The following is a 22,882-nucleotide window of genomic DNA, read 5'->3' on the forward strand; positions in this document are numbered from 1 at the left end:
TGATGACCATCCACGCGTCGCCCCAGCTGAACAACCTCCTGTTCGTGCTCATCGGCGAGAAGCTCCTCCAGGCCGACGAGGACATGGCCTACGCCAACGGCAAGCCGTACGAGCGGCTGGGCCGGCGTATGCGTGAACTCTCGGACCTGATCGAGCAGACCGCCGGCGGGGTCGGGCGCGCGCTGCCGCCGCAGGTCGGGAACAACTATGTGCGGGCGATGCACATGTTCCTCGACAGCGGCGGCGTCAACTACCTCAGGGACTTCGCCGACCAGCTCGACGGCATCGGACAGTCCCGCACCAAGTCCTCCATGGACATCATGGAGTCCAAGTGGCAGATCATCGCCGAACTGGTGCGCCTGCTCATCGAGTTGCTGGTCATCGCCGTGCTGTCCGCCTTCACGGGCGGCACCGCCTCCAGCCAGGCCGCGGTGGCGAAGGCCCGCAGCCGGGTCGCCATTCTGACGCTGCTCGAATGGCTGATGAAGAAGACGCACCTGATGCCCAGCGTCACCGAGGCGATCGAAGAGGCGTTCACCACCTTCGCGGTACGGCTGGCCATGATGCTCGGCGCGCCCAAGGGGCGCCGCCCCAACGGATTCGACTGGTCGCAGATCATCCAGGACGGTGTCTTCGGCGCCTTCACCGGCCTGTTCCACGGCCTGCTCAGCGACCTCGGCAAGGGTCTGAAGAACAACCTGAAGAACATCTTCGGCAGCCACAACCCGTTCAAGGACATCAGCGGCAACGGGAAGAAGTTCAACAACCACCAGTTCGACAACCCGGACGTCAACACCAAGCCGAACCCGAAGCCGAGCCCCACGCCGAACCCGAAGACCACACCCACCCCGACGCCGAACCCGCACCTCACGCCTACCCCGACGCCCACCCCGAAGCCGAAGAGCTTCGTCGACAAGGTGAAGCACGAACTCGGCGAGGACATCGAGCACTTCCTCACAGAGGGCGGCGCGGAGACGCTCGGCGAGATCGCCACGGCGTCCATCTTCGGCTTCCCCATCGACCCCCTGAACACCTTCCTGGGCAGCGGCCTCAGTGCGATGAGCGAACGCCATCTCGGCCAGGGCGCGAGCGCGGTGGGCGGCAAGTTCAACTTCAACACCCCGGCGCCGATGAACACACTCGGCACGGCGAACATCCCGAACGACTCCACCACCGAGTCCGACACGGACACCGGCCCCTCGAAGACCGGCTCGTCGTCGAACCCGTCCACCACCGACGACAACTCGACGACGACATCGGGCCCCGGTCCCATCAACACGACGTCGAACAGCGGTAGTTCGTCGACGGCCACCCCGCAACGCACCTCCACAACCACCCCACCGCCTCGCTCCACCGACCTCGACACGGATGTTCCCGACCTCGACACCCACTTCGACGAGGTGAAGGTCGACGGCGGAGACCTGCAGAGCAACATTCCGCACGGGACGACGAGTTCGGCAGGTGGGGGAGGGTCGCCGTCGAGTGCGCCCACGAGGACACCGCGGCAGGCCGACACGGACGATTCCACCCCGCACACCACGACCTCGGGAACTCCGGCACCCGTACGGACAGTTCAGCAGCAGCCGAACAGCGCCGGCGATCCGCAGAACACGCTCTCGACTCCGGTGTCCTCGACGGACGTTCCGGTCACTCCGGTCGCGAGCGCGCCCGACACCGGTGTCGCACCGACGAGCACGGGTACGAATTCGACCGGGTCCGGTGTGCCCATCCAGAGCGGTACGAACTCGGGTGGCCCGGCGGCCGGTTCCGGTACGTCCTCGAACTCCGGCGGCAATCCTCGTACGACGACGACGGGGCGCCCGGAGAAGACGACGTCCGACGACAACACCAACACCACGCACGGCACCGACGCCTCCCCGCACTCCGATTCCGGCGTGGACAACAACACTGGCACGGACACGAACACCGGCACCGACTCCGGCACGCACACGGACTCCGGCACCGACACGACCACCAGCACGGATCCCGCCGGCCTCCCCGCTGACGGGAGTACGGACCCGGGCAGCACCCACGTGGGTGCCGAGCCGCCCACGCCGATTGCCACCACCGGCAACAGCGCGGCTCCTACGGTCGGTTCGGTATCGGACACGGCAAACGCCGCCCCGGACGTGACCGCGCTCTCGGACCCCGGGACGGCCACCCCCGCACCGGCACAGGCGTCCGTCCGCACCTCGTCCGGCCCCTCACCTCAGCCCCGTACGCCTCCCCCCGACGCCACCACCGCACCGGGCCCGGACAGCACTCCCGCCCCCGCCCCCGCACCCGTGGATCTCACCCCCACCCGCACGCCCGTCGTGGTGCCCGAGCCCGGGAGTCTCGCAGCGGCGCGGGCCGGGGCGACGCCCTCGGAGCGGAGCCACACCTGGGTCGATCCGGTGTCCCGGCCCGTCGGTGCGGACGGCACGAGCACCCAGTACGTGGTGCGGTCCGGTTTCGCCGTACGGCGTTTCACCCACGACGGCGTACCGGTCACCGATCTCACCGTCACGTACCGGATCACCGGCGGCCCCCACCTCGGCCCCCACGCCGACGGTGTGCACCAGCGGCTGACGGACGGGGTGGAGCGGCTCTTCAACGCCCCCGGTCACCGGCTCGAGGACGGAAGCCTGCTGCGCGTCACCGTCGAGCCCGCCGCCCCCGGTGAGACGGCACATCTCGACGTGACCCTCACCGACCCCGCGGACGGCACTCCGGCCACCCACCACTCATGGCCGGCCGACATCTCGGAGTCGGACCTGGCCCACGAGGTCGGCCACCAGCTCGGCCTGCGCGACGAGAGCGGCCTCGATCCGGCCGCCCCGCACCGCGGCGGCACGGCCAGCCTGATGGGCGACCACACGCGGTCCACGCCCGAGCCCGACCCGGGGTACGAGCCGGGTGGGCTGAGGCCCCGTCATCTCACGCTGATCAGCACCCTGGTCGGCGATCCGGCCGACGACCACCGCGGCACCGGGAGCGGCAGGCGCGACAACGCTCCGCGAGGCCCGTTCCGGCAAGCCCCCGGCGCCGACCCGCCGGCCCCGCCCACGGTCAGCGCCGACACGACCGCCGACCAGCCCACCACCGCACCGACCCCGGTGCCCACGACCTCCACGCCCGTGCCGGTCACGCAGGAAACCGAGACGCAGGAAACGGACACGCAGGAAACGGACACGCGGGAAACCGACACCCACGGCACCGATCCGCTGACCGCCGACCCCGCGACCGCCGAGGCCGCGGCCGAGGCCGAACCCGCCCCGGCGCCCGCCCCGGTGGACGTCCCCGTCCTCACGGTGACCTCCCCGGAGGGGCACACCGGCGCTCTGCCCGAGTCGGAGAGCGGCGGCGGGCCCCGTACCTCCTATCTGGGCGGTTACGGGCGGCGCCACGACGGCCAGGTGGGACTGGTGTATCCGGAGCCCTTCGCGCCGGAGGTGGTCGACGGGGTGCACCGGCAGGTCCTCGCGGCGCTGGGCATCCCCTCGCCCCGCCCCGGGGACCCGGTGGCCGCGCAGCTGCGGGACGTGCTGTCGGCGGAACAGATGGCGATGAACCTGCCGTATCTGCGCAGCCGTGGCGGCCACCGGATCACCCTGCGCGTGAACGGCGCCGACCGGCAGGTGGACGTACGGCTGACGCTGGACGACGCGCGGCCGTCCGCCCGGCAGGGCACTCTCGACACGAGCGACCCCGACAAGCATGTGGAACGGCGTGGACAGGGCACCCGGGAGATCGTCTCGTCGCAGCCGTCCGGCACCTTCTCGACCATCCCGGTGCCGTGGACCGGTTCGATACCGATCGCGGCGGCGGGCCCGGTCCGCGGGGTGGACCTGGGGCTGTCCGCGACCCTCACCCACAACCAGGCGGACGGCTCGGCCACCGTCACCCAGGTCGTGCAGACCACCAGCGCGCAACGCAGCAACGAGCCGTCCCGCGCCTACGACTTCACCGGCGCCTGGCAGGTCCGCACGGACCTCCCCGGGGCGACGGAGGACTGGGCCGCGCCCCAGCGGCACGGACCGGTCACCGTCTGGTTCCCGCAGCACCTGGTGGACGCCGACGCCGATCCGGACCAGCGACTGCCCGCCCCCGCCGACCTCGACGACGTGCCGGTCTACGGGGTGGACTCCGTACTGGACCCGCGCCGGCTCTTCGAGGGCGCCGCGCAGCACTTCCGAGCCGACCTGGACGCCACCGCGGCGGCCCAGCTCGCCGACTTCCTCGCCGAACCGGTGCTGCGGGGCACCCTGCCGATGCAGCGCGACGGCGGGCTGTACTCGCCGGTGCTCACCGACGCGCACGGACGCGCGGTCGGCATCATGCGGCTGGACGCGGAGGTCACCCCGACCACCCCGGTGGCCAAGAGCATCGACAAGAAGATCAACCTGGAGAGCCATCTCGTCAACACGGTCAAGAACGACCAGAACACCACGTTCAACAGCGGGGTGAGCGTCACCGGCAGCGTCGGCCCGGCCTTCACCGGTGATCCGCGGCGTGGGCACCCGGACGCCTCCCGCACTGTCGGCGGCACCCTCACCGGCAAGGGCGTGGCGAGCCTCTCGGCGCAGAACGCGTTCGGCACCAGCTCTCTCGCGGGCACCATGCACGCGGTCCGCACCAACCGCAGCCATCTGCTCACCGAGGCCGACGTCGCCTACACCCTCACCCTGATCCGGCCCGACGGCAGCACCGTCGCCTACACCCCGGGGACCTGGCGGCACGGCCTCGATCTGCGGGTGCTCAGCGCCGAGGACGCGCGGGGCCACGCACCGGCCGCGGAGGAGGTCCGCGCGCTGCCGCACGAGCTGGCGACACTGGAGACGATCGGCCAGTCCACCGTGCCGCTCGGGGTGGACGGCGCGGACCCGCTGTTCACCCAGGCGGAGAACTGGCTGCGCGACCAGGGGTTCCTGCCCCCGCCCGCGACCGCCCCGCGCCGGGGCCTGCTGCCCGACGAGACCCTGGTGCAGGCCCGGTTGAACAACCTGCGGCGACTGCACGAGCTGCGTTCCCGGCTCGGGCTGCGGGCGGCGACGGACTCCATGGTGGACGGCGGCCACTCGCTGTATCTGGAGATCCCCTCGGTGACGGGTCGGCGCCGGGTGCGGCTGGAGCTCGGCGCCCACCGGGACACGGCCGCCCCCGTGGTGCACACCAGGGTGCTGCCCGGCATCCAGGTGATGGGCCTGGCCCAGGCGGCGGGCGGGGTGACCGGCCGCCTCGGCACCGGCTACGGCCTCGGCGCCGGCTTCGGCGGCGGGCCCAGCCTGCCCACCCCGCACGGCGCGTGGACCCTGAGCGGCACCGGCGACTACCAGTACGTCGGGCAGGCCACGCTCGGCAACACCACCGCCACCACGGTCGGGCACGACCAGTTCTTCATCGGCACCGGGCAGGACACCCAGGAGTTCGCGGTGCCGGCCCGTCTCACCCTCGACCTGTACGAGGGTCCGGACCAGGATCCGCTGGTCAGGTTCGGTGAGCCGGAGCCCGCGCGCCACGCCGCGGACGATCTGGAAGCGGGTCCGGCGACCGTCGCACCGAGAGGCGTCGCGGGCACGGTCCGGCTGGCCGTGCCGCACGAGCGGACCCTGGACGCCGAGGAACCGGCGCCGGCCGGAGAGCCGTACACCGTACGGCAGGTCGCGCCGCTGGACACCGAGCGGCTCGCCATGACCGACCCGGCCACCGGTGACCCGCACCCGGACGTGGTCCGTGTGCCGGACGACGCCCTGATCGACGTGGCCCGCGGCTCGGCGGCCCTCCAGGACGCCTTCCGCCGTATCGTCACGGGCCTGGGAGCCGGCCCGGCTCCGGACACCGCCACCCGCACAAGTCCCGCACCGGACACCGCCACCCATACCGGCGCCGGCACCGCACCCCCCGCCCCCGCCCGACCCGGCCGCGGGATGATGGGCGCGTTCACCGGCTTCCTGAGCAGCGCGCTCGTCGGCAGCCCGCCCGCCGACACGACCACGGTGAGCGCCGAGGCCCGTACCGCGGCGCTCTCCCCGGGCTCGCTGGTCGGCCGGGGGCACCAGATCTTCGGCGGCACCTACGTGGTCGAGGGGCTGACCCTGCCCGGTCTCGGTGCCGACGGTCAGATCGCGATCGAGATCCAGGCCGTCGCCCACACACCCCGGCTGACCCACAGCGTGAACCAGTACCTGGAGACCGGCACCTCCGTCGCCGACTCGGCGCAACAGCTCAAGGGCCTGGGCAAGACACACCAGTTCGGCCTGGCCGGCTCGGCGACCCAGAACAACCCGACGCCCTCGACGACCACGAGCCCACCGCCCACCGGCTCCGCGGCGCAGACACCGGGACCGACGCCCGCGGCGACGCCGCCGACACCGGCGACGCCACCGGCACCGTCCCGCTTCAACCCGTCCGCGCGCTACCAGTACGACCGCAAGAGCGACAAGTCCGACACCCTCACCAGCACCACCGCGACCAACCGGGTGCCCACCCAGTCGGGCCTGCAGCACCGCGTCACGGCCGACGTGACCTACCTGGTCACCGTCCGCACCGGCCACCGCAACGTGCTCGCCAACTCCCTCGGTTTCGGACCGGCGCAGACCGTCACGCTCGCCGTGGACGTGCCCCGCGGGCTCCAGTTCCTGATGACGGAGAGCCAACTGCGCCGCGACCGGCGGTGGATGGGCGCCGTGACGGGGCTGCCGGCCGACACCCCGGCCACCGGCCTGGAGAGCCCGCCGCTGCCTGCCCGCTACGTCCGGGACGGCACCCTCGGCCTCGCCACGGTCACCTCGGTCACCGAACTCGACGGCTCCGCACCCGGGCGGCTCGGACGGCGCGGCCAGTTCCACGACGACGTGAGGGAGTTGGTGGACCGGTACGCACCCGGTGCGACCACTCCCGGCCACGCCGCCTATCTGCCCGGGGTGGCCGCGCTGATCGCCGACCACACCGGTGCCGCCGGCAAACGGGCGCTGATCGGGCGCGGCGGGGGACAGACCAGGTTCAGCTTCCGGCACCACCGCTTCGGCGGGGCCGCCCTGGTCGAGGTGACGCTGTCGGCCCGCCCCACGAGCACCACCGCGGACCGGGGCGCGCTGCGGGGCACCGCCGTGCCGGGCGACAAGTCCGGTATCGAGCAGTGGGGTTCGCACACCGCTGCGGGCCGCTCCACCTCCTCGTCGGTGGGCCGGCAGCACCGGCTCACCGTCAACCCGACGGCCCGTTTCAGCCGCCCCGACAGCGACGACCGCACGGACCGGCTCGGCCCTTCCGTCCATGTGGTGTCCGCGTCCGGCAAGGCCGACAGACAGGGGCGCACCGCCGAGGACCGGTTCTGGCTGCGCACCGACAACGCCGCCGACTTCGACGGTCTGAACTATGAGCTGGTCGCCACGGTCCGCTCCACCCTGGTCCTGGACTGGCCGCCCAACGTGGTGGGCGCCCTGGTGCAACGCGGGTTCATCGCCTGGGACGACACCGACTCGCAGACCCGCTCGTGGCTGAGCCGTACCCTCTCCGGCGAACTCGGCGACCGGGCCCGCGTACCGGCCCGGGTCAGCCTGCGCTTCACCGGCAGCGAGACGGACACGCCCCCCGCCGAGCCGCCCCCGGTACCCCGTTCGGTGTCCCGGGTCGACCCCCGTCTGCTGTACAACGGCCACTCCCCGCTGCGGGAGACGGACCTGTTCCACCCGACCAGCAACGTGCCGGTGTACGGCTTCGACGCCTGGGACCAGCTGTACACGGCCCTGGACCAGGTGGCCCCGGCCACCGGGAGCGGCTGGCGGGCCCAGCCGGCCTCCACCTCCGACGAGCATGCCTCGGTACGGCTCGGCGAACTCCTCCAGGCCGGCACGCTCTCGCTGGACACCCCCCGTCAGGTCGGCGGCATGCTGCCGTCGATGCCGGGCGCGTTCCCCTTGCAGGGTGCCCCGGACGAACGGCCCACCCTGACCGTGTCGCTGTACCGTCCGAGGGCGGTCACCGACGGCGGCGACGTGGCCCTGGACCGGCTGCGGATCACCTCGGACAGCGGCGGCACGGTCTCCGGCGGCGACACCGTGACCGGACTGTCGCTGCCGTTCGTGCTGAGCGCCGACGACCCCGACCGCCATCTGCTCGGCGCGACCCCGCCGCTGCTGCAACGGCCCGTGGACGCGAGCAACTTCGGCAGCTCCGTGTCCGGCGGGCGCCGGGACTGGCTCAAGACCGGCAGCACCAGTCTGCCCGCCGAGGGCCGCGGCACCCGCAGCCACGAGGTCCGCGCCGACGTGCACATCGAGGTCTCCGGTCCCGAGGGCGTACGGCACGTCACGGGCACCGCCACGATCCGGATCGAGGAACGGGACGCGCTCGGCCACGGCATCACCGTGCCCCGGCCCGTTCCCCGGGTCTACGACCTCCCGGCCCTCCTGTCGGCCCGGACCGGCGCCGCCCCTGCGGACTGGGCGTCGACACCGCCGCGACAGCTGCCGGCCGCCCTCGCCGCGGGCGTCGATCCCGAGGACGACGGATACCAGTTCTGGGTGGCGACCGGCACCGACCCGGACGGCTCCCGGCTGTCCCTCGCCCTCTACGGCGCCTCCCGTACGGCCCGGGCCACCGGTCACCCGGTGGAACTGGTGACCCGGGGCCCCGAGGGCCTCCGTATCTGGCCCTTCGACGCGGACGGCACCCTCACCACACCCCCGGCCGGGCCGGCGGACGGCAACGAGGCCCCACCGGAGACGGACGGCTCGGCCGCCGTCTCCGCCACCGGTGTCTCCACCACCGGCGATCCGGCGCTCGACCGGGCGTGGGCGGACTTCGAGACCGCCGCCGCCGATCTCGACCGGGCCGTGGCCGACCACGACGCGGCGACCGACGACGAACGCGGGCTGCGGGAGCTGAGGCCCCTCGCGCAGGACGCCCTCGACCAGGCGGTCACGGCGCTGGACACGGCGGACGCCGCGGCCCGCCGGGCCGAGGCGGACGCCACGGCCGCCGAGCAGGCGGCCGACCGCGCCGACGCGGACACGAAGGCCCTCACCGACCGAGCCGACACCCTGGCCGGCGGGATCTCCGAGGCCCGCAGCGCCCTCGGCCTGCTCACCGACGCGATCGCCGAGGGAGAGCGCCAGGAGGTACGGCTCAGTGCCGAGACCAAGGCGGCCCGCCGCCGCCTGACCGAACTCACCAGCGCGTCCGCGGCGCCCCGAACCGCCCACTCCGGCACCCCGACGAGTGCCACGGCCACCGGCACGACGGCCGCTGCCCCGACCCCGACCCCGACCCCGACCACGACCACGACCGCGGCAGAGGCCCCTGCCCCGGACGCCGACGCGTCGGCGGTGCCCCCCACGCCGGACGCCCTCGCCGGACCGTCGGCGAACGGCGGCACGACCGTTCCCGTTCCGTCGCCCACCTCGGTGGGCGCGACCTCGTCGGACGGCGGCACCGCCGTCGCCCCGCCGCCCGCGTCGGACGGCATGCCCGGCCTCGCGGCCCCCGCCGACGGCAACGCCCCCGCCCTCGCCCCCCGTTCGGCCCGGCAGATCGACGAGGTCACCGCCGAGATCCGGGGCCTGGAAGCCGAACTCGCCCAGGTGCGGGCCGCTTTGGCGCGAGACCGTGGGACGGTCCGAGACACCCGGGCCGCCCTCGCCCGTGACGAGGCGGCGCTGAGCGAGGCGCGGGCGCAGCTCCCGGGCGCCCGGGCCACGGCGGACACCTTGCGCGCGAACGCCGGCACGGCCCGCCGGCACGCCGCTGACATGACCCTGGCCCGGGGCGACGCACGCGAAGCCCACGACCGGGCCGAGCGGGCGCTCGGCGACATCGACAGCGCGCTCGACAACGCCCTCGGCCGACGCGACGACGCCGCCGCCCGGCAGACCGCCGCGGGGACGGCGCTGCGGGGCGCGGCCGGCCCCGTGCTGGCCTCGGGCCCGTCGGCCCTGCCCGCGTCGCACAGCACACTGGCCACCACCGCCCCCCGCCGGCCCGGCTCGGGCCTGCCCCGCACGGCGGGCCCCTCGACCGGCAACACCCCACTCCCCGGCGACGAGGACTCGGACGACGACAACGACATCAGCACGGCGGACGAGGGCTCGGAGAGCGGCGACCACTCCGACGCGGACACCGAACTGACCACCCCCGACCTGCCGGCCCCCGCCCCACCCAAGGGCCCCGGCGGCCCTGCCGGAGACCCGGCCGACAGCGCCTCCGACCACGACGACAACGGCGGTACGTCCGGGAATCCCACCGACAAGGCCTTGGGCCACACGGACACGGACCCAGGCACGGACACGGGCACCCAGGAAGCCGGCAAGAACAAGGGCAAGGGCAAGGCCGTCGCCCAGGACGATCCCGCTGACCTGTCCACGGACGCCCACCGGACCGGCACCGACGACCCACAACCACACCCCGCCCCCTTCCAGGTGCGGGCGCCCCGGGGCCGTACCGTCCCCACCCGCGGCGACGGCCGGTGCCTGCTGTACACCTTCGTCGGCACCGACCCGGAGCGGGTACGGGACCGGCTGCCCGGTCTGCGCACCGAGGACCCGGCCCTCTACGCCTGGCTGGGCCGCCCGGCCGAAGTCCGCGCCGCTCTGGCCCAGTTCACCCATCGGCCGCCGAACTCCCCGCTGACCGTGACCGGCACCCGACTGACGGCGGCCGCCGAGCGCCTCCGCGCGCTGGCCGAGGACCGGCTGCTCACCGCGCGCGGCGACCGCCCGCTCCCGCACGACGCGGTCGGCCAGGTACGGCAGACGCTCGCGCTGTGGTTCGCGGACCGCACACAGGGCATGGACCGACCCCAACTCCTGGAAACCCTCCAGGAGTACGGCATCTCCGGAGTGACCGCGCCGGAGGACCTGAGCGATCTGAACACCCGCTACCGCGCCGCCCTGGCCGCAGACGGCGTACCCCACACCGGCGACCCCGGCGTACGGCAGATGTTCTCCTACCTCCAGGACACCGACCGGCTGCCCACGCCGGACGAACTGTCCGACGCGCAGCTGCTCCGGTTGCTGCGTCACGGCTACACCGACAGCCAGGCGCCTTTCACCGACGAGGAGTTGGCCCACGCGCTGGACGCGGTCGCGAACTGGTCGCGGTCGTGGGAAAGCAATCAGGGCGAGCTGTTCCTCCCGCTGCTGGCGGACACACTGGATGTGGCCGTGGAGGTGCTGCGGCCGGACCTGTCGACCGGCCTCGGCACCGTGACCCGCGTCGGCTCACCCACCGCCGACCGGGTCCTGGAGGTCCACTACACGCGTCTGAACCACTACAGCGCGAGTGATGCGGGTCCGGCTGCCGGTGCGGGGGCGACCTCGGCTTCGGCGGTGACGCCGTCGAATGCGCCCCGGCGGGCCGAGGACGCGCCCAGTCTTCAGCCGCCCGGCCGTTTCCGCCCCCCACCGCCGAGGGATCCCGACGACGATCTGCCGGCGGTGCGTGCCGCCGATCCGGTCGCCAGGGAGGACTGGTACGGGCTGCGGGCCCAGGCCCGGCCGGCGGTGTTGTCCACCGAGCGTTTCGATCCGCACGCCGACCAGAGCGATCCGCCCCGGCCGGGCACGCTCAGCGGTGCCACGACCCTCATCCGGGGCCGGGTCCGCCGTATCCAGGTGCCGGACGGCCGGCGGGTACGCGACTACACACTCACCCTTCCGGTGTCGGCGACCGACCCGGTGCTGATCGGCCGGCTCAACCAGCGCATCACCGGACTCCTGGACGCGCATCTCAACTCGGGGCTGGTGCTGCCGGTTTCGGGCGACCAGCTCCACGTCCAGGTCAATCTGGTCTCGGATCCGTCGCATCCGGAGGCGGTCACGCTCACCGAGACGCCTGCGCCGGGCCGGGCCAGTCAGCTGCGCCTCGACGTGCATCATTCCGACGCGGACCTGCTGCACGAGGTCCTGCACTATCTCGGTCTGCCCGACGAGCAGCGTGACAACGACTTCCTGCTGCGCAACCACCCCCACGCCACGGCCGTGCGCACCACCGGCGTGATGGCCACCACCCAGGCCCCGGTCGACATCCCGCGCCGCTACCTGCGCATCGTCGAGGCCGTCACGGACGCCACGACCCGGCTGTTCGACCACAGTGGGCCGGGCACCGGCACGCCCGCCGAGGATCTGGACGCCGTCCCGCTGCCCGCCGACACCCCACCCACCTGGCCCGCCTCCCACGCCCCGGTCGCACCGCCACCCGCGCCGGCCCGGTTCCCGTCCAGCTACGTGAACTCCTACGGCACGCTCCCGGACGGCACGGTCGGGCTGGTGTACGCGGAGCCGTTCTCCGACGAGGTGATCGAGGGGCTGCACCGGCAGGTCTACGACGAGCTGGGCCTGGACCCCGACGACCCGCCCGAGGCGGTGAGCGAGCAGGTGCGTGACGCGCTGAGCCGCGAGAACCTGGCGCTCCAGCTGCCGTATCTGCGTTCCAACGGCGGTCACCGCGTCACCGTCCGGGCCGGCGGCCGCGATCACACCGTCGACGTGCAGCTGACGCTCTCGGACCCGCGGTCCTCCCTGCGGCAGGGCCGCTTCGATCCCCGTGACCCGGACAAGCACGTCGAGCGGCGCGGGTTCGGCACCCGGGAGAACTTCTCCAGCCAGCCGTCCGGCACCTACCGCACGTTCCAGGTGCCATGGACCGGTACCTGGCCGATCGCGGCACCGACCGCGGTGCGGGCCCTGGACGGTTCGCTGTCGGCGGCCGTCACCCACAACCAGGCGAGCGACGCCACCACCGTCACCCAGGCCGTCCAGACCACCTCGGCCCAGCGCTCCAACGAGCCCTCGGACCCGGTGGAGTTCACCACCCACTGGCGGGTACGGGCCGACGCCCCCGCCGTCACCCCGGCGCCGCCCGCACCCGCGGCCACCGCCGCGCCCGTCCCCGCGGCCGACGGATGGAGCGCGCCGGCCTCGCACGGCCCCACCACCATCTGGTTCCCCCGTCACCTCACCACCGCCGACCCGGCGCCGGGTTCGCTGCCCGCGCCCGCCGCCCCGGCCGATCTCCCGCTCTACGGCGTCGACTCCGTGATCGACCCCAGGGCCCTGTACGAGCACGTCCACCAAACGTTCCACGCCGACCTGGACGACACCGCCGCAGGACAGGTCGCGGACTTCCTCTCCGAACAGGTGCTGCGCGGCACGCTGCCCATGCAGATCGACGGCGGGATCTACTCGCCCGTCCTCACGGACGCCGCGGGCAACGCGGTCGGCATGCTGCACCTGGTCACCGTGCCCACCGTCGGCACCCCCGAGCGGCAGAGCACCCCGGGCCAGATCAATCTCGAGAGCCATGTCGTCAACACCGCGAAGGTCGACCTCTCCTCCAAGTACACCAGCGGCATCGCGGTCAGCGGCAGCGCCGCCGCCGGCCTCACCGGCGACCACCGGCAGGGCCATCCGGACGCCTCCGGCACCGTGGGCGGCAGTCTCGGGCTGCGCGGGCAGACCCAGGCGACCGTCACCAACACCTACGGCGCGAGCAGTTCCGCCGGCACCATGCACGCCATCCGCACCAACCGGGGCCATCTGCTCACCCCGTCCGCCGTCACCCACCGCGTCACCCTGATACGGCCGGACGGGACGCAGACGGCGGCGCCCCCGCTGACCCGCACCCACGGCATGGACCTACGGGTCCTGAGCAAGGCCGACGCCACCGGCCACCCCCCGGCCGCCGCCGAGGTACGCGAACTCCCGGACTCCCTGGAGCGGCTGGACGGCGTCGGACTGAGCGCGGCCCCGCTCGACGTCACCGGCACGGACGGCATGTTCGACCGCGCGGAGGCATGGCTGCGCCGCGAGGGCTTCCTGCCGCCCGATCCCACCGCCCCCGGCGCGGCGGGGATCGGTGCCCGGCTGAGGCAGGCGGTGCGGGACCACGAACCCGAGCACCAGATCCGGCTGCACGCCCAGCTCAACAACCTGCGCCGGTTGCGCGAGGCCCGCTCCCGCACCGGGCTGCGCGCCGCCGCCGACGCCATGGTCGACGGCGGACACGCCCTGCACTTCGAGGTGCCCAACGCCACCGACACCGGGGTCCGCCGGGTCCGGCTGCTGCTCACCGCCGTCCGTGACGCCTCGCGCCAGAGCACCCACCGCCGGGTCCTGCCGGGCATCCAGGTCATGGGCCTGGCCCAGATGGCGGGCGGCGACAGCGAGCAGCGCGGCGAGTCGTACGGCGGCGCGATCGGCCCGATGGGCAGCGTCAGCGGGCCGCTGGGCGGCTGGGGCTCCCTGGGGTTCGGCGCCGACTACCAGTACGGCCACCAGGTCACCCACGGCGACACCGTGGGCGGCGCCACCGGGCACGACCAGTTCTACATCGGCACCGGCCAGGACAGCCACGACTTCGAGGTGCCGGTGCGGCTGGCCCTCGACCTGTACACGGACGACGGCGACCGGCCCGGCGAGCGGTTCGGGCAGGACGTGAACCAGGCTCTCGCCCCCGTCCCGGCCGGCGCGTCGACCGCCGCCGGCCCGCCCACGGTCCCCGGCGCGCTGCGGCTGGCGGTGCCGGACGGCCGTACCCACGCGCCCGCGGCGACCGCCGCACCGCCCGCCGCGCGCGCCGACGGGGCGCCCCGCCCGGCCGATGCCACCGACATGGCCCGGCTCGACGCGACCGACGCCACCGGCACCCCGCGCCCGGAGCTGGTGCGGATACCGGACGACGCCCTCATCGACACCGTGCGCGGCTCCGCGGCCATCGAGTCGGCCTTCCAGCGGGCCGCCGCCCGGATCCGCCGCGAGGCCCAGCCTGCGCCCGCCGCCACGGGCACCGGTCCGATCCTCCCCGTCACCGCCCCGACCGCCACCGGGACGGCGGCCGGAGCGGCGGGCCGCCCGGAGCGCGACGGTGTCTCGCCGCTCGCCGGACGGGGACTGACGGACAGCACGACACGCGCCGCCGAGACCCGGCACGCGGCGATCACCCCGGGCAGTCTCGTCGCCCACGGCCACCAGCTGTTCAAGAACTCCTACGTCGTGGAGGGCCTGAGCCTGCCGGGGACCCTCGCGGACGGCCAGTACTCCCTGGAGATCCAGGCCGTCGCGCACCGGCCCCGGCTGCTGGACACCACCCGGCAGTACCTGGAGACCGGTGTCGCGGCCACCGACAGCGCCCAGCAGCTCAAGTCCCTCGGAAAATCACATCAGTTCGGCAGGACCGGGGTCCTCACCCAGAATCCGCCCACCGCTCCCGCCGGCCCGGCGAACGCGGCCGGGCAGGGCAACACCGGCCCGGAGTCGGACGGTTCGGTCTCCACCAGCGCCCCCAGCCACAGTGCCAAGCCGTACAAGGGCCTGTTCAACCCGTCCGCGCGGCTCGGCCACGTCGCCCGCACCGACACCGCCGACACCCTCTCCGCGGCCACCGGAGTCAACCGCACCCCCACCGAGAGCGGTGCCCTGCACCGGGTGGTCGCCGACGTCACCTACCTGGTCACGGTCCGCGCCGGTTCCCGCACCCTGTTCAACGGGGTCGGCGGCCCCGGCACGATCACCCCCGTCACCTTCGCCGTCGACGTCCCGGACGGACTCCAGTTCCTCATGACACAGGGGCAACTCGCCCGGGACGCACGGTGGATGGGCTCGGTGCGCGGGCTCGCCCCGGCGCCGGCCCCCGCCCCCACGGCCGCGCTCCCGGCGCCGTACACCCGCAACCGGGAACTGGGACTCGGCGGCGTTCTCTCGGTCATCGAGTACCAGCGGCCCGTCGCCGCGCCCGTCCCCTCGACGGGGAACGCCCCGGGCCACATCCCGCTGGTGCCCGTCAGGCCCAGGGAGCGGCGCGGACAGGTGCGGCGCGAACTGCTGGAGCTGGTGGAGGCCGAGGCTCCCGGCGCGGTCACCCCGGGGCATTCCGGCTACCAGCCCGGCGTGCACAGCCGGATCGCGCAGCTCACCTCCACCGGCGGACTGCGCTCCCTGCCCGGACGCGGCCCGGACGGCACCCCGCGCCGGGCCACCACCCGCTTCCACTTCCGCCACCACGGATACGGCGGCGAGCGGCTGGTCGAGGTCACGCTGACGGCGGTGCCCCGGCGCACCCAGAACCTGGCCGCTGTCCGGGGTTCCTCGACCCCCGGCTCGGGCCTGGAGCAGTGGCAGTCGCACACCTCGTCCGGCCGCACCACCACCCGCGCCTCCGTCCGGCAGAAACAGCTCCCGGTCACGCTGACCACCCGCTATCTCCGCCCCCGTCAGGGCCCCGACCCGACCAGGGCGGACCGGGCCGCGCCGGTGTTCACCCCGCAGGCGGCCACCAGCAGATCCGCCCGGCGGGCGACCACCGCCGACAACCGGTTCTGGCTGCGCACCGACAACGGAGCCGACTTCGACGGTCTGGAGTACGACTACGTCCTGTCCGTCCGCTCGGCACTGGTCGCCGACTGGCCGCCCAATGTCGTGGGCGGGCTCATCCAGAACGGCGTCATCGCCTGGTCGGACGCGAACGGCGACGTACGCCGCTGGGTGGACGAGATGCTGGCGCGGGGCAATCCCCGCACGGGCAGCGTCCCGGTCCGGCTGACGCTCAGGTTCACCGGCACCGAGACCAACGCGCCCGTCCGGCCGGCCACGGTGACCGCGCCGTCCGTCGTCTCCGCCGTCGACCCGCGCAACACGGTGCTGCCCGGCCCCGCCCCCACCCCGTATCTCGCGGACGCGCAGATGTTCCACCCGGTGGGGCCGACCCCGGCGTTCGGCTTCGACGGCTGGGCGCATCTGGAGACGGCGCTCAACGACGTGGCGCCGCGGGGCGGACGCAGCTGGCACACACAGATCACCTCCGTCTCGGTGGAGGGACAGGCGGTCCGCCTCGGCCAGCTCATCCAGGCCGGGCGGGTCTCCCTCGACCGGCCCCGGCTGGCCGCCGACCTCACCCGCCGCATGCCCGGCACCACCCCCTTCGAGGGGGCACCGGCCGAGGCCCCGTCGATCTCGGTGACGCTCTACAACCCGCGCCGCGCCACGCACGCCGACGACGTCACCCTCGACCAGCTGCACAACACCACCGACACGGTGAGCACCGCCGCCGGCGCCGACCACTCCTTCGCCACCTCCTTCACCGAACTCCTCAGCGGCGACGACGGCAACCGGCAGCTCGCCGGACTCGGCGTACCGCTCGCCCAGCGGCAGACGCAGCCCTCCGCCTTCGGCGGCACCACCACCGGCAGCCGCCGCGACTGGCTCAAGTCCGGCAGTACCGCCGCCCCGGCGGCCGGGGCCCGCGGCACCCGCAGCCATGTCGTCGACGCCGACGTCCATCTGCTCGTGGAGGGGCCGGAGGGGACCCGCCACGTCACCGGCACCGTGACGCTCCGGGTCGAGGAACGCGATCTGCTCGGCCACGGCCTCATCACCCCGGCCGAGTCCCCGGCGAACGTCCACGACCTGCCCGCGCTGATCCCCGACTGGGCCACCGCCGCCGCGCACACCCTGCCCGACCGCCTGAACTCCGCGATCCCCGCCGGGAGTCACGGGGTGCAGTTCTGGGTCGCCCTCGGCGCCGACCCGGGAGGCGCCCGCCTCGGCCAGGCCCTCTACACGGCCTCCCGTACCGCCGTGCTCGGCAACCGGCCGGTGGAACTGATGACCCGCGACCCCCGGGGCATCCGCCGCTGGGAGTTCACGCCCGAAGGCGCCCTCGTCACCGCCGACCCCGGCCTCACCACCGCGTGGACCGCCTTCCACACCCAGGCCGAACTCCTGCACTCCGCCACCGACGTCCTCGCCGACACCCCGCGGCGGCTGAACGGCCTCACCTCCTCCCTCCAGCACGCCAACCGGGCGCACACCGACGCGGTGAACGCCCTCGGCCGGGCGGACGGCGCGGGGACGGCCGCGCTCACCGCCGAGAACGGCGCGAAGGCCGCGGCCGCCGCCTCCGCCAAGGCCGCCCGGGACGCCGAGGCCCTCGTCGAACGGCTGAAGCGGGGACTCGCCAAAGCCCGTGGTGACGTCAAGGCACTGCCCCCGGCGATCGAGCGGAGCGAGCGCGACGAGGCCCAGGGCCGCCGTGACCTCCAGACGGCGCTGGCCCGGCTGACCCAGGCCGAGAACACCGTGCGCGCCGAACGCGCGGCCGCGGCGGCGGCGAAGGGTGCGGGGACCGGGCAGGGCGGGTCGTCGAGCACCGCCCCGCCGACCGCGTCGGCCCCGCCGGCCGTGAGCGCCCCACCGCCGTCCGCGACCGGCGCCAAGCGCTCCCTCAGCCCCGCGGCCGATGTCGCCGACGACCCCCGGGTGCAGGCCGTGGTGCCCGCGATCACGGCCGCCGACGGCGCGATCCGGCAGGCCGTCGCCCGGCTCGCCACCGACCGGGCGGCCCTCAGCCGGGCCCAGCAGATCGTCACCCTCGGACCGGCCCGCATCCAGCGGGCGCAGGAGGACCACAGGAAGGCCAAGGCGGACGCGGAGCGGGACGCGGACATCGTCGTCCGCCGGGGCGAGGACCTGCGGATCGCCAGGCTCCGCCAGGCCCGCGCCCAGGGCCATGTGAACCGCGCCCAGGCCAAGGTCAGCCGCCGCAACAAGGGGCTCGCCGACGCCGTCACCGCACAACAGCGGGCCGCCGCCGACCAGATGGCGGCCACCGCCGCACTGCCGGGCCTGTCCACCGCCGTCCAGGACGCCGCCCCGACGCCCGAACAGTCACTGCGGACCACCTTCGCGACCACCCCGCCCCGCTGGCCCGACCCCGACGGCCGCCCCGCCCCCCTCCCGGCCGGCGGCCAGACCCACGACGCGACCGCGAGCCCCGCCACCACGACCGGCGGCACCGGCACCACGGGGACGAACGCCACCACGGCCGCGACCACGTCGAAGAAGACGGCCCCGGCCAAGTCCGGCACGAGCGGCGGCAAGAGCACCGGCAAGAGCACCGGCACGGGCACGAAGACCGCCACCGGCGCGAGCGGCGGCAAGACGGCGGGCAAGCCCACGGCAACGGCCACGGACAAGGGCAAGGCGACCGACAAGGGCAAGAGCACGCTCGTGCCGCCGCCCCCGCCACCCGCCACGACCACGGCGTCCGCCGCCGCGCCGTCCCCGTACGTCACGCCGCGCGGCAACGGCATCCCCACCCCCGGCGACGGCAGCTGCCTGCTGTACGCCGTCATCGGCAGCGCGCCCCAACTGGTCGGCGCACGGCTGCAACAGGCCAATCCGGCGGCGCTCGGCGCGGCCACCGCCGGCTGGCTCGCACAGCCCAACCTCGTACGGCAGACCCTCGTGGCCCTGACCCACAACCCTGCGACCGCCGTCCAGGGATCCGGTCATCTGCGGGCCGTACGGCAGGCGTTGCAGAACCTGGTGCTGGCCCGGCTCACGGCGGCCCGCAACGGCACCCGGCCGCTCCCGCCGCAGGTGCTCGGCCAGGTCCGGGGCGTCCTCGTCCGCCGGTTCGCGACGACGGTCCAGGCCATGCCGATCGCCAGGGTCAACAGCGAACTGGCCCTGTACGGCATCCATGGTGTGACCCGCGCCGAGGACATGGACCCGGTCGATCTCCAGACCCGTTACGCGCAAGCCGTCTCGACACCCGGCGCGCCGCCCGGACCGGCCGGCAGCCCGCCCAGCAACCGGCGCATGTTCACCTACCTGCGTGCGGTGAACATGCTGCCGACGCTCGCCACCATGACCCTGCCCGAGCGCCGGGCGCTGCTGCTGGCCGGCTATCACCGGAGCACCGCCGCCCTCACACCGGCCGAGGAGACAGAGCTCAGCCGTGCGGTGCAGAACTGGGCCGGCGTGTGGATGAACCAGATCGGGGACACCTTCCTGCCGCTGCTGGCCGACACCCTCGGCGTCCCGATCGACGTCTTCCAGCCGGTGTCCGCCGCACTCGCCGGTACCACCGCGACCGGCGGTCCCCGAGGCATCGTCCTGCGGTACGGCCCGACCACCAACGTGCCCGCGGTGGAGCTGTACTACACGGGGCTGAATCACTACAGCGCGAGTGACGCGGGTCCGGTTGCCGGTGCGGGGGCGACGGCGACTTCGTCGGTCACGCCGTCGAACGCGCCGCGGCGGGCGGAGGACGCGCCCAGTGTTCAGCCGCCGGGCGGTTTCCGTCCCGCCCCCGAGCGGGATCCGGAGGACGATCTGCCGGCGTTGCGTGCGGCCGATCCGGTCGCCAGGGAGGAGTGGTACGGGCTGCGTGGGCAAGCTCGTGCGGCGGTGTTGTCGACGGAGCGTTTCGATCCGCACGCCGATCAGAGCAATCCGCCCCGCCCGGGCACGCTCAGCGGTGCCACCACGCTGATCCGGGGGCGGGTGCGCCGTATCCATGCGGGGGACGGCCGCAGGGTGGTGCGTGACTACACACTCACCCTTCCGGTGGCCGCCACCGATCCGGCCGTGATCGGCCGGCTCAACGAGCGGATCGGCGCTCTGGTGGCCGCGCATCTCAACTCCGGTCTGGTGCTGCCGGTTTCGGGTGATCAGCTCCACGTCAACGTCGCCTTGGTCGCTGATCCGTCGCATCCGGAGGCGGTCACGCTCACGGACACGCCCGCGCCCGCCCGGGCCAGTCAGCTCCACCTCGACGTGAACCATTCCGATGCCGATCTGCTGCACGAGGTCCTGCATTACCTGGGTCTGCCCGACGAGCAGCGGGACAACGACTTCCTGCTGCGCAACCATCCCCACGCCACGGCCGTGCGCACCACGGGCGTGATGGCGACGACCGAGGCGCCGGTGCACATCCCGCGCCGGTATCTGCGCATCGTGGAGAGCGTCACGGACGCCACGACCCGGCTGTTCGACCACAGTGGGCCGGGCACCGGCACGCCCGCCGAGGATCTGGACGCCGTCCCGCTGCCCGCCGACACCCCACCCACCTGGCCCGCCTCCCACGCGCCAGAGGCCGCCATGGAGCCCCGGGAGCCGGAGAACCGGAATGACCCTGCTCCGGAGACATTCGTCCGTGTGCTGGCCGGGCTGCTCGGCCCCTCCGCCACCGCCCCCGCCTGGACCCGGGACCGTGACCCGCACGGCGCCCTGGTCGCCTGGGCCCGGGGTGACGTGGCGGCACACGGCGCTCCCGACGACGCGGGGCTGCCGGGCCCCGGCACCTCCGTGGAGACCGGGGCGCTGGCCGAGATCGGCGCCCTCACCGAGGAACTGCGCGCCCAGTCGATCCTCCAGAACGGCACGGTGACGGTCGCGGAGGCCGGGCTCGACGACGCCGCACGCCTCGCCCTGGTACTGGCCCGTCCGGACACCTCCGCCTACGCGTTCACCCTGGCGGCACTCGTCGCACGGGACATCGGGCGCCCGGTGCGGGTCCTCGTGCCCGGCGGCCGTAGCCACCTCTTCGGCCCGGCCGCCGACGGTGCCGCGCTGACCCTGTACTTCGACGGCGACCGGTTCTCGGCCACCCCGCCCGTCCCCCACGACGACTGACCGGTCGACACCCCCCATCACCTTTTCTGGAAGGAACCGCATGTCCGGCAAGAACAGCCCGCAGCATCAGGCAGCGACGGGCGACCCGGAGCCCCGGCCTGCCCCGGCCGCCCCTGCGGGCGGCGCCTCCCACGGGGAGCCCGGCCCGGTCCCGGACACGTCCGCGGACGGCGCCCGCAAGGCCACGGCCCCGGCAGGAGCGGCGCCCGCGCCCACGAGCGCCGGCACAGCGACCGACCCGGACGAGGCCGAACCGGAGATCGAGACGGAGACCGCCGCGAGAGCGGAAGCGGTGCTCACGGCCCGGCCCCGTCCCACCACCGAGCCCCGCCCCACCACCGAGCCCCGTCCCGCCGCCGAACTCACGGGCACGACCAGGAAGCCCGGTGCCGAGGCAGGCACGACGCCACCGACGAGCGCCGCCGTCACCGCCACACCCCCGAACGCACACCCCGACGCCGACCTCGGCGCCGGCACCCGCGCCGCCTCCGCCCCCGACACCGACACCCGCGCCGTCCCCGACACCGACGCCCCCGCCGGTGTCGCGGCCGGTGCGGGCGACGTGGCGGGTCCCGGGTTCGGCCGGCCGTCGCGGGGGCTGCTGGCCGGCGCCGCCATCGCCGGGGCGCTGCTGATCGGGGTGCCGTTCCTGGTGTCCGGGGTGCTCGGCGGGTCGGGCTCGGACGGGAAGGCGTCGGGGCGGGTGGCCGACGCCGGCACCGTGCTGAACGGGGCGACGACGGACGCCGGTGCGGGCGCGTACGGCTCGGCCTCCCCGGACCCGTCGTCCTCCTCGCCGACCCCGCCGTCCTCGCCCGCGCACCCGAGGAGCGGCGGCGGGAACGCGGCGAAGCAGGGCGGGGGAGCCGCGGCGGCCGGTGCGGGGGCGGCCGGTGGCGGGGTGGTCGCGCGCAGCTCGGCGCAGGCCCCCAAGAAGGCGTCCTCCGGCGGTACGAAGGGTTCCACCGGGGCGAAGGCGACGGTCACGGTGACCAGCGCCCCCGGCACGACCATCTACAGCCACGCCTCCAACCGGTGCATCGAGGTGGTGGGACACAAGGGCGCCGACGGCAAGCCCCTGCAGATCTGGGACTGCAACGGTCGTGACTGGCAGAAGTGGGACTTCCGTTCCGACGGCACGGTCCGCTCGATGGGCCTGTGCATGGACGTCGCCTGGGGCTCCGCCCAGAACGGTGCCGCGATCCAGCTCGCGGTGTGCAGCGGCAACCCGGCCCAGCAGTTCCGCCTCAACTCCAGCAACGACCTGGTCAACCCGCAGGCGAACAAGTGCGTGGACGTCAAGGACCAGAAGACCGGCAACGGCACCCGGCTGCAGCTGTGGGACTGCAACGGCCAGGACAACCAGAAGTGGAGCACCCGCTGACCGTGGCCGGCCCCGTCCGCACCGGTGCCCCGGGTCTCGATCATGCCGGGGCCGGGAGGGTCAGTATGCTCGTCCCATGCAGCGGTCGGAGGTGGGTGACCTG

At 74.2% G+C, this 22,882-nt stretch carries 2 protein-coding genes; both read left to right on the forward strand.

The genetic code is table 11. The features are described from left to right. Positions 1–2 precede the first annotated feature (2 nt). Positions 3–21,395, forward strand: a complete 21,393-nt coding sequence (locus ABZT17_RS02600) for a hypothetical protein (protein WP_356342753.1) — start codon at positions 3–5, stop codon at positions 21,393–21,395. A 40-nt stretch (positions 21,396–21,435) separates the two neighbouring features. Next, positions 21,436–22,779, forward strand: a complete 1,344-nt coding sequence (locus tag ABZT17_RS02605; RefSeq protein WP_356342755.1) for a ricin-type beta-trefoil lectin domain protein — start codon at positions 21,436–21,438, stop codon at positions 22,777–22,779. The last annotated feature ends 103 nt before the right edge of the window (positions 22,780–22,882 follow it).

Origin of the sequence: Streptomyces sp. NPDC005648 (assembly GCF_040605395.1) — a bacterium.
In the GTDB taxonomy this organism is placed as follows: domain Bacteria; phylum Actinomycetota; class Actinomycetes; order Streptomycetales; family Streptomycetaceae; genus Streptomyces.

What these genes read in the sequence shown, in the direction of transcription:
- ABZT17_RS02600 (WP_356342753.1), top strand. Translation starts at nt 3, where the DNA reads ATGACCATCCACGCGTCGCCCCAGCTGAACAACCTCCTGTTCGTGCTC.
- ABZT17_RS02605 (WP_356342755.1), top strand. Translation starts at nt 21,436, where the DNA reads ATGTCCGGCAAGAACAGCCCGCAGCATCAGGCAGCGACGGGCGACCCG.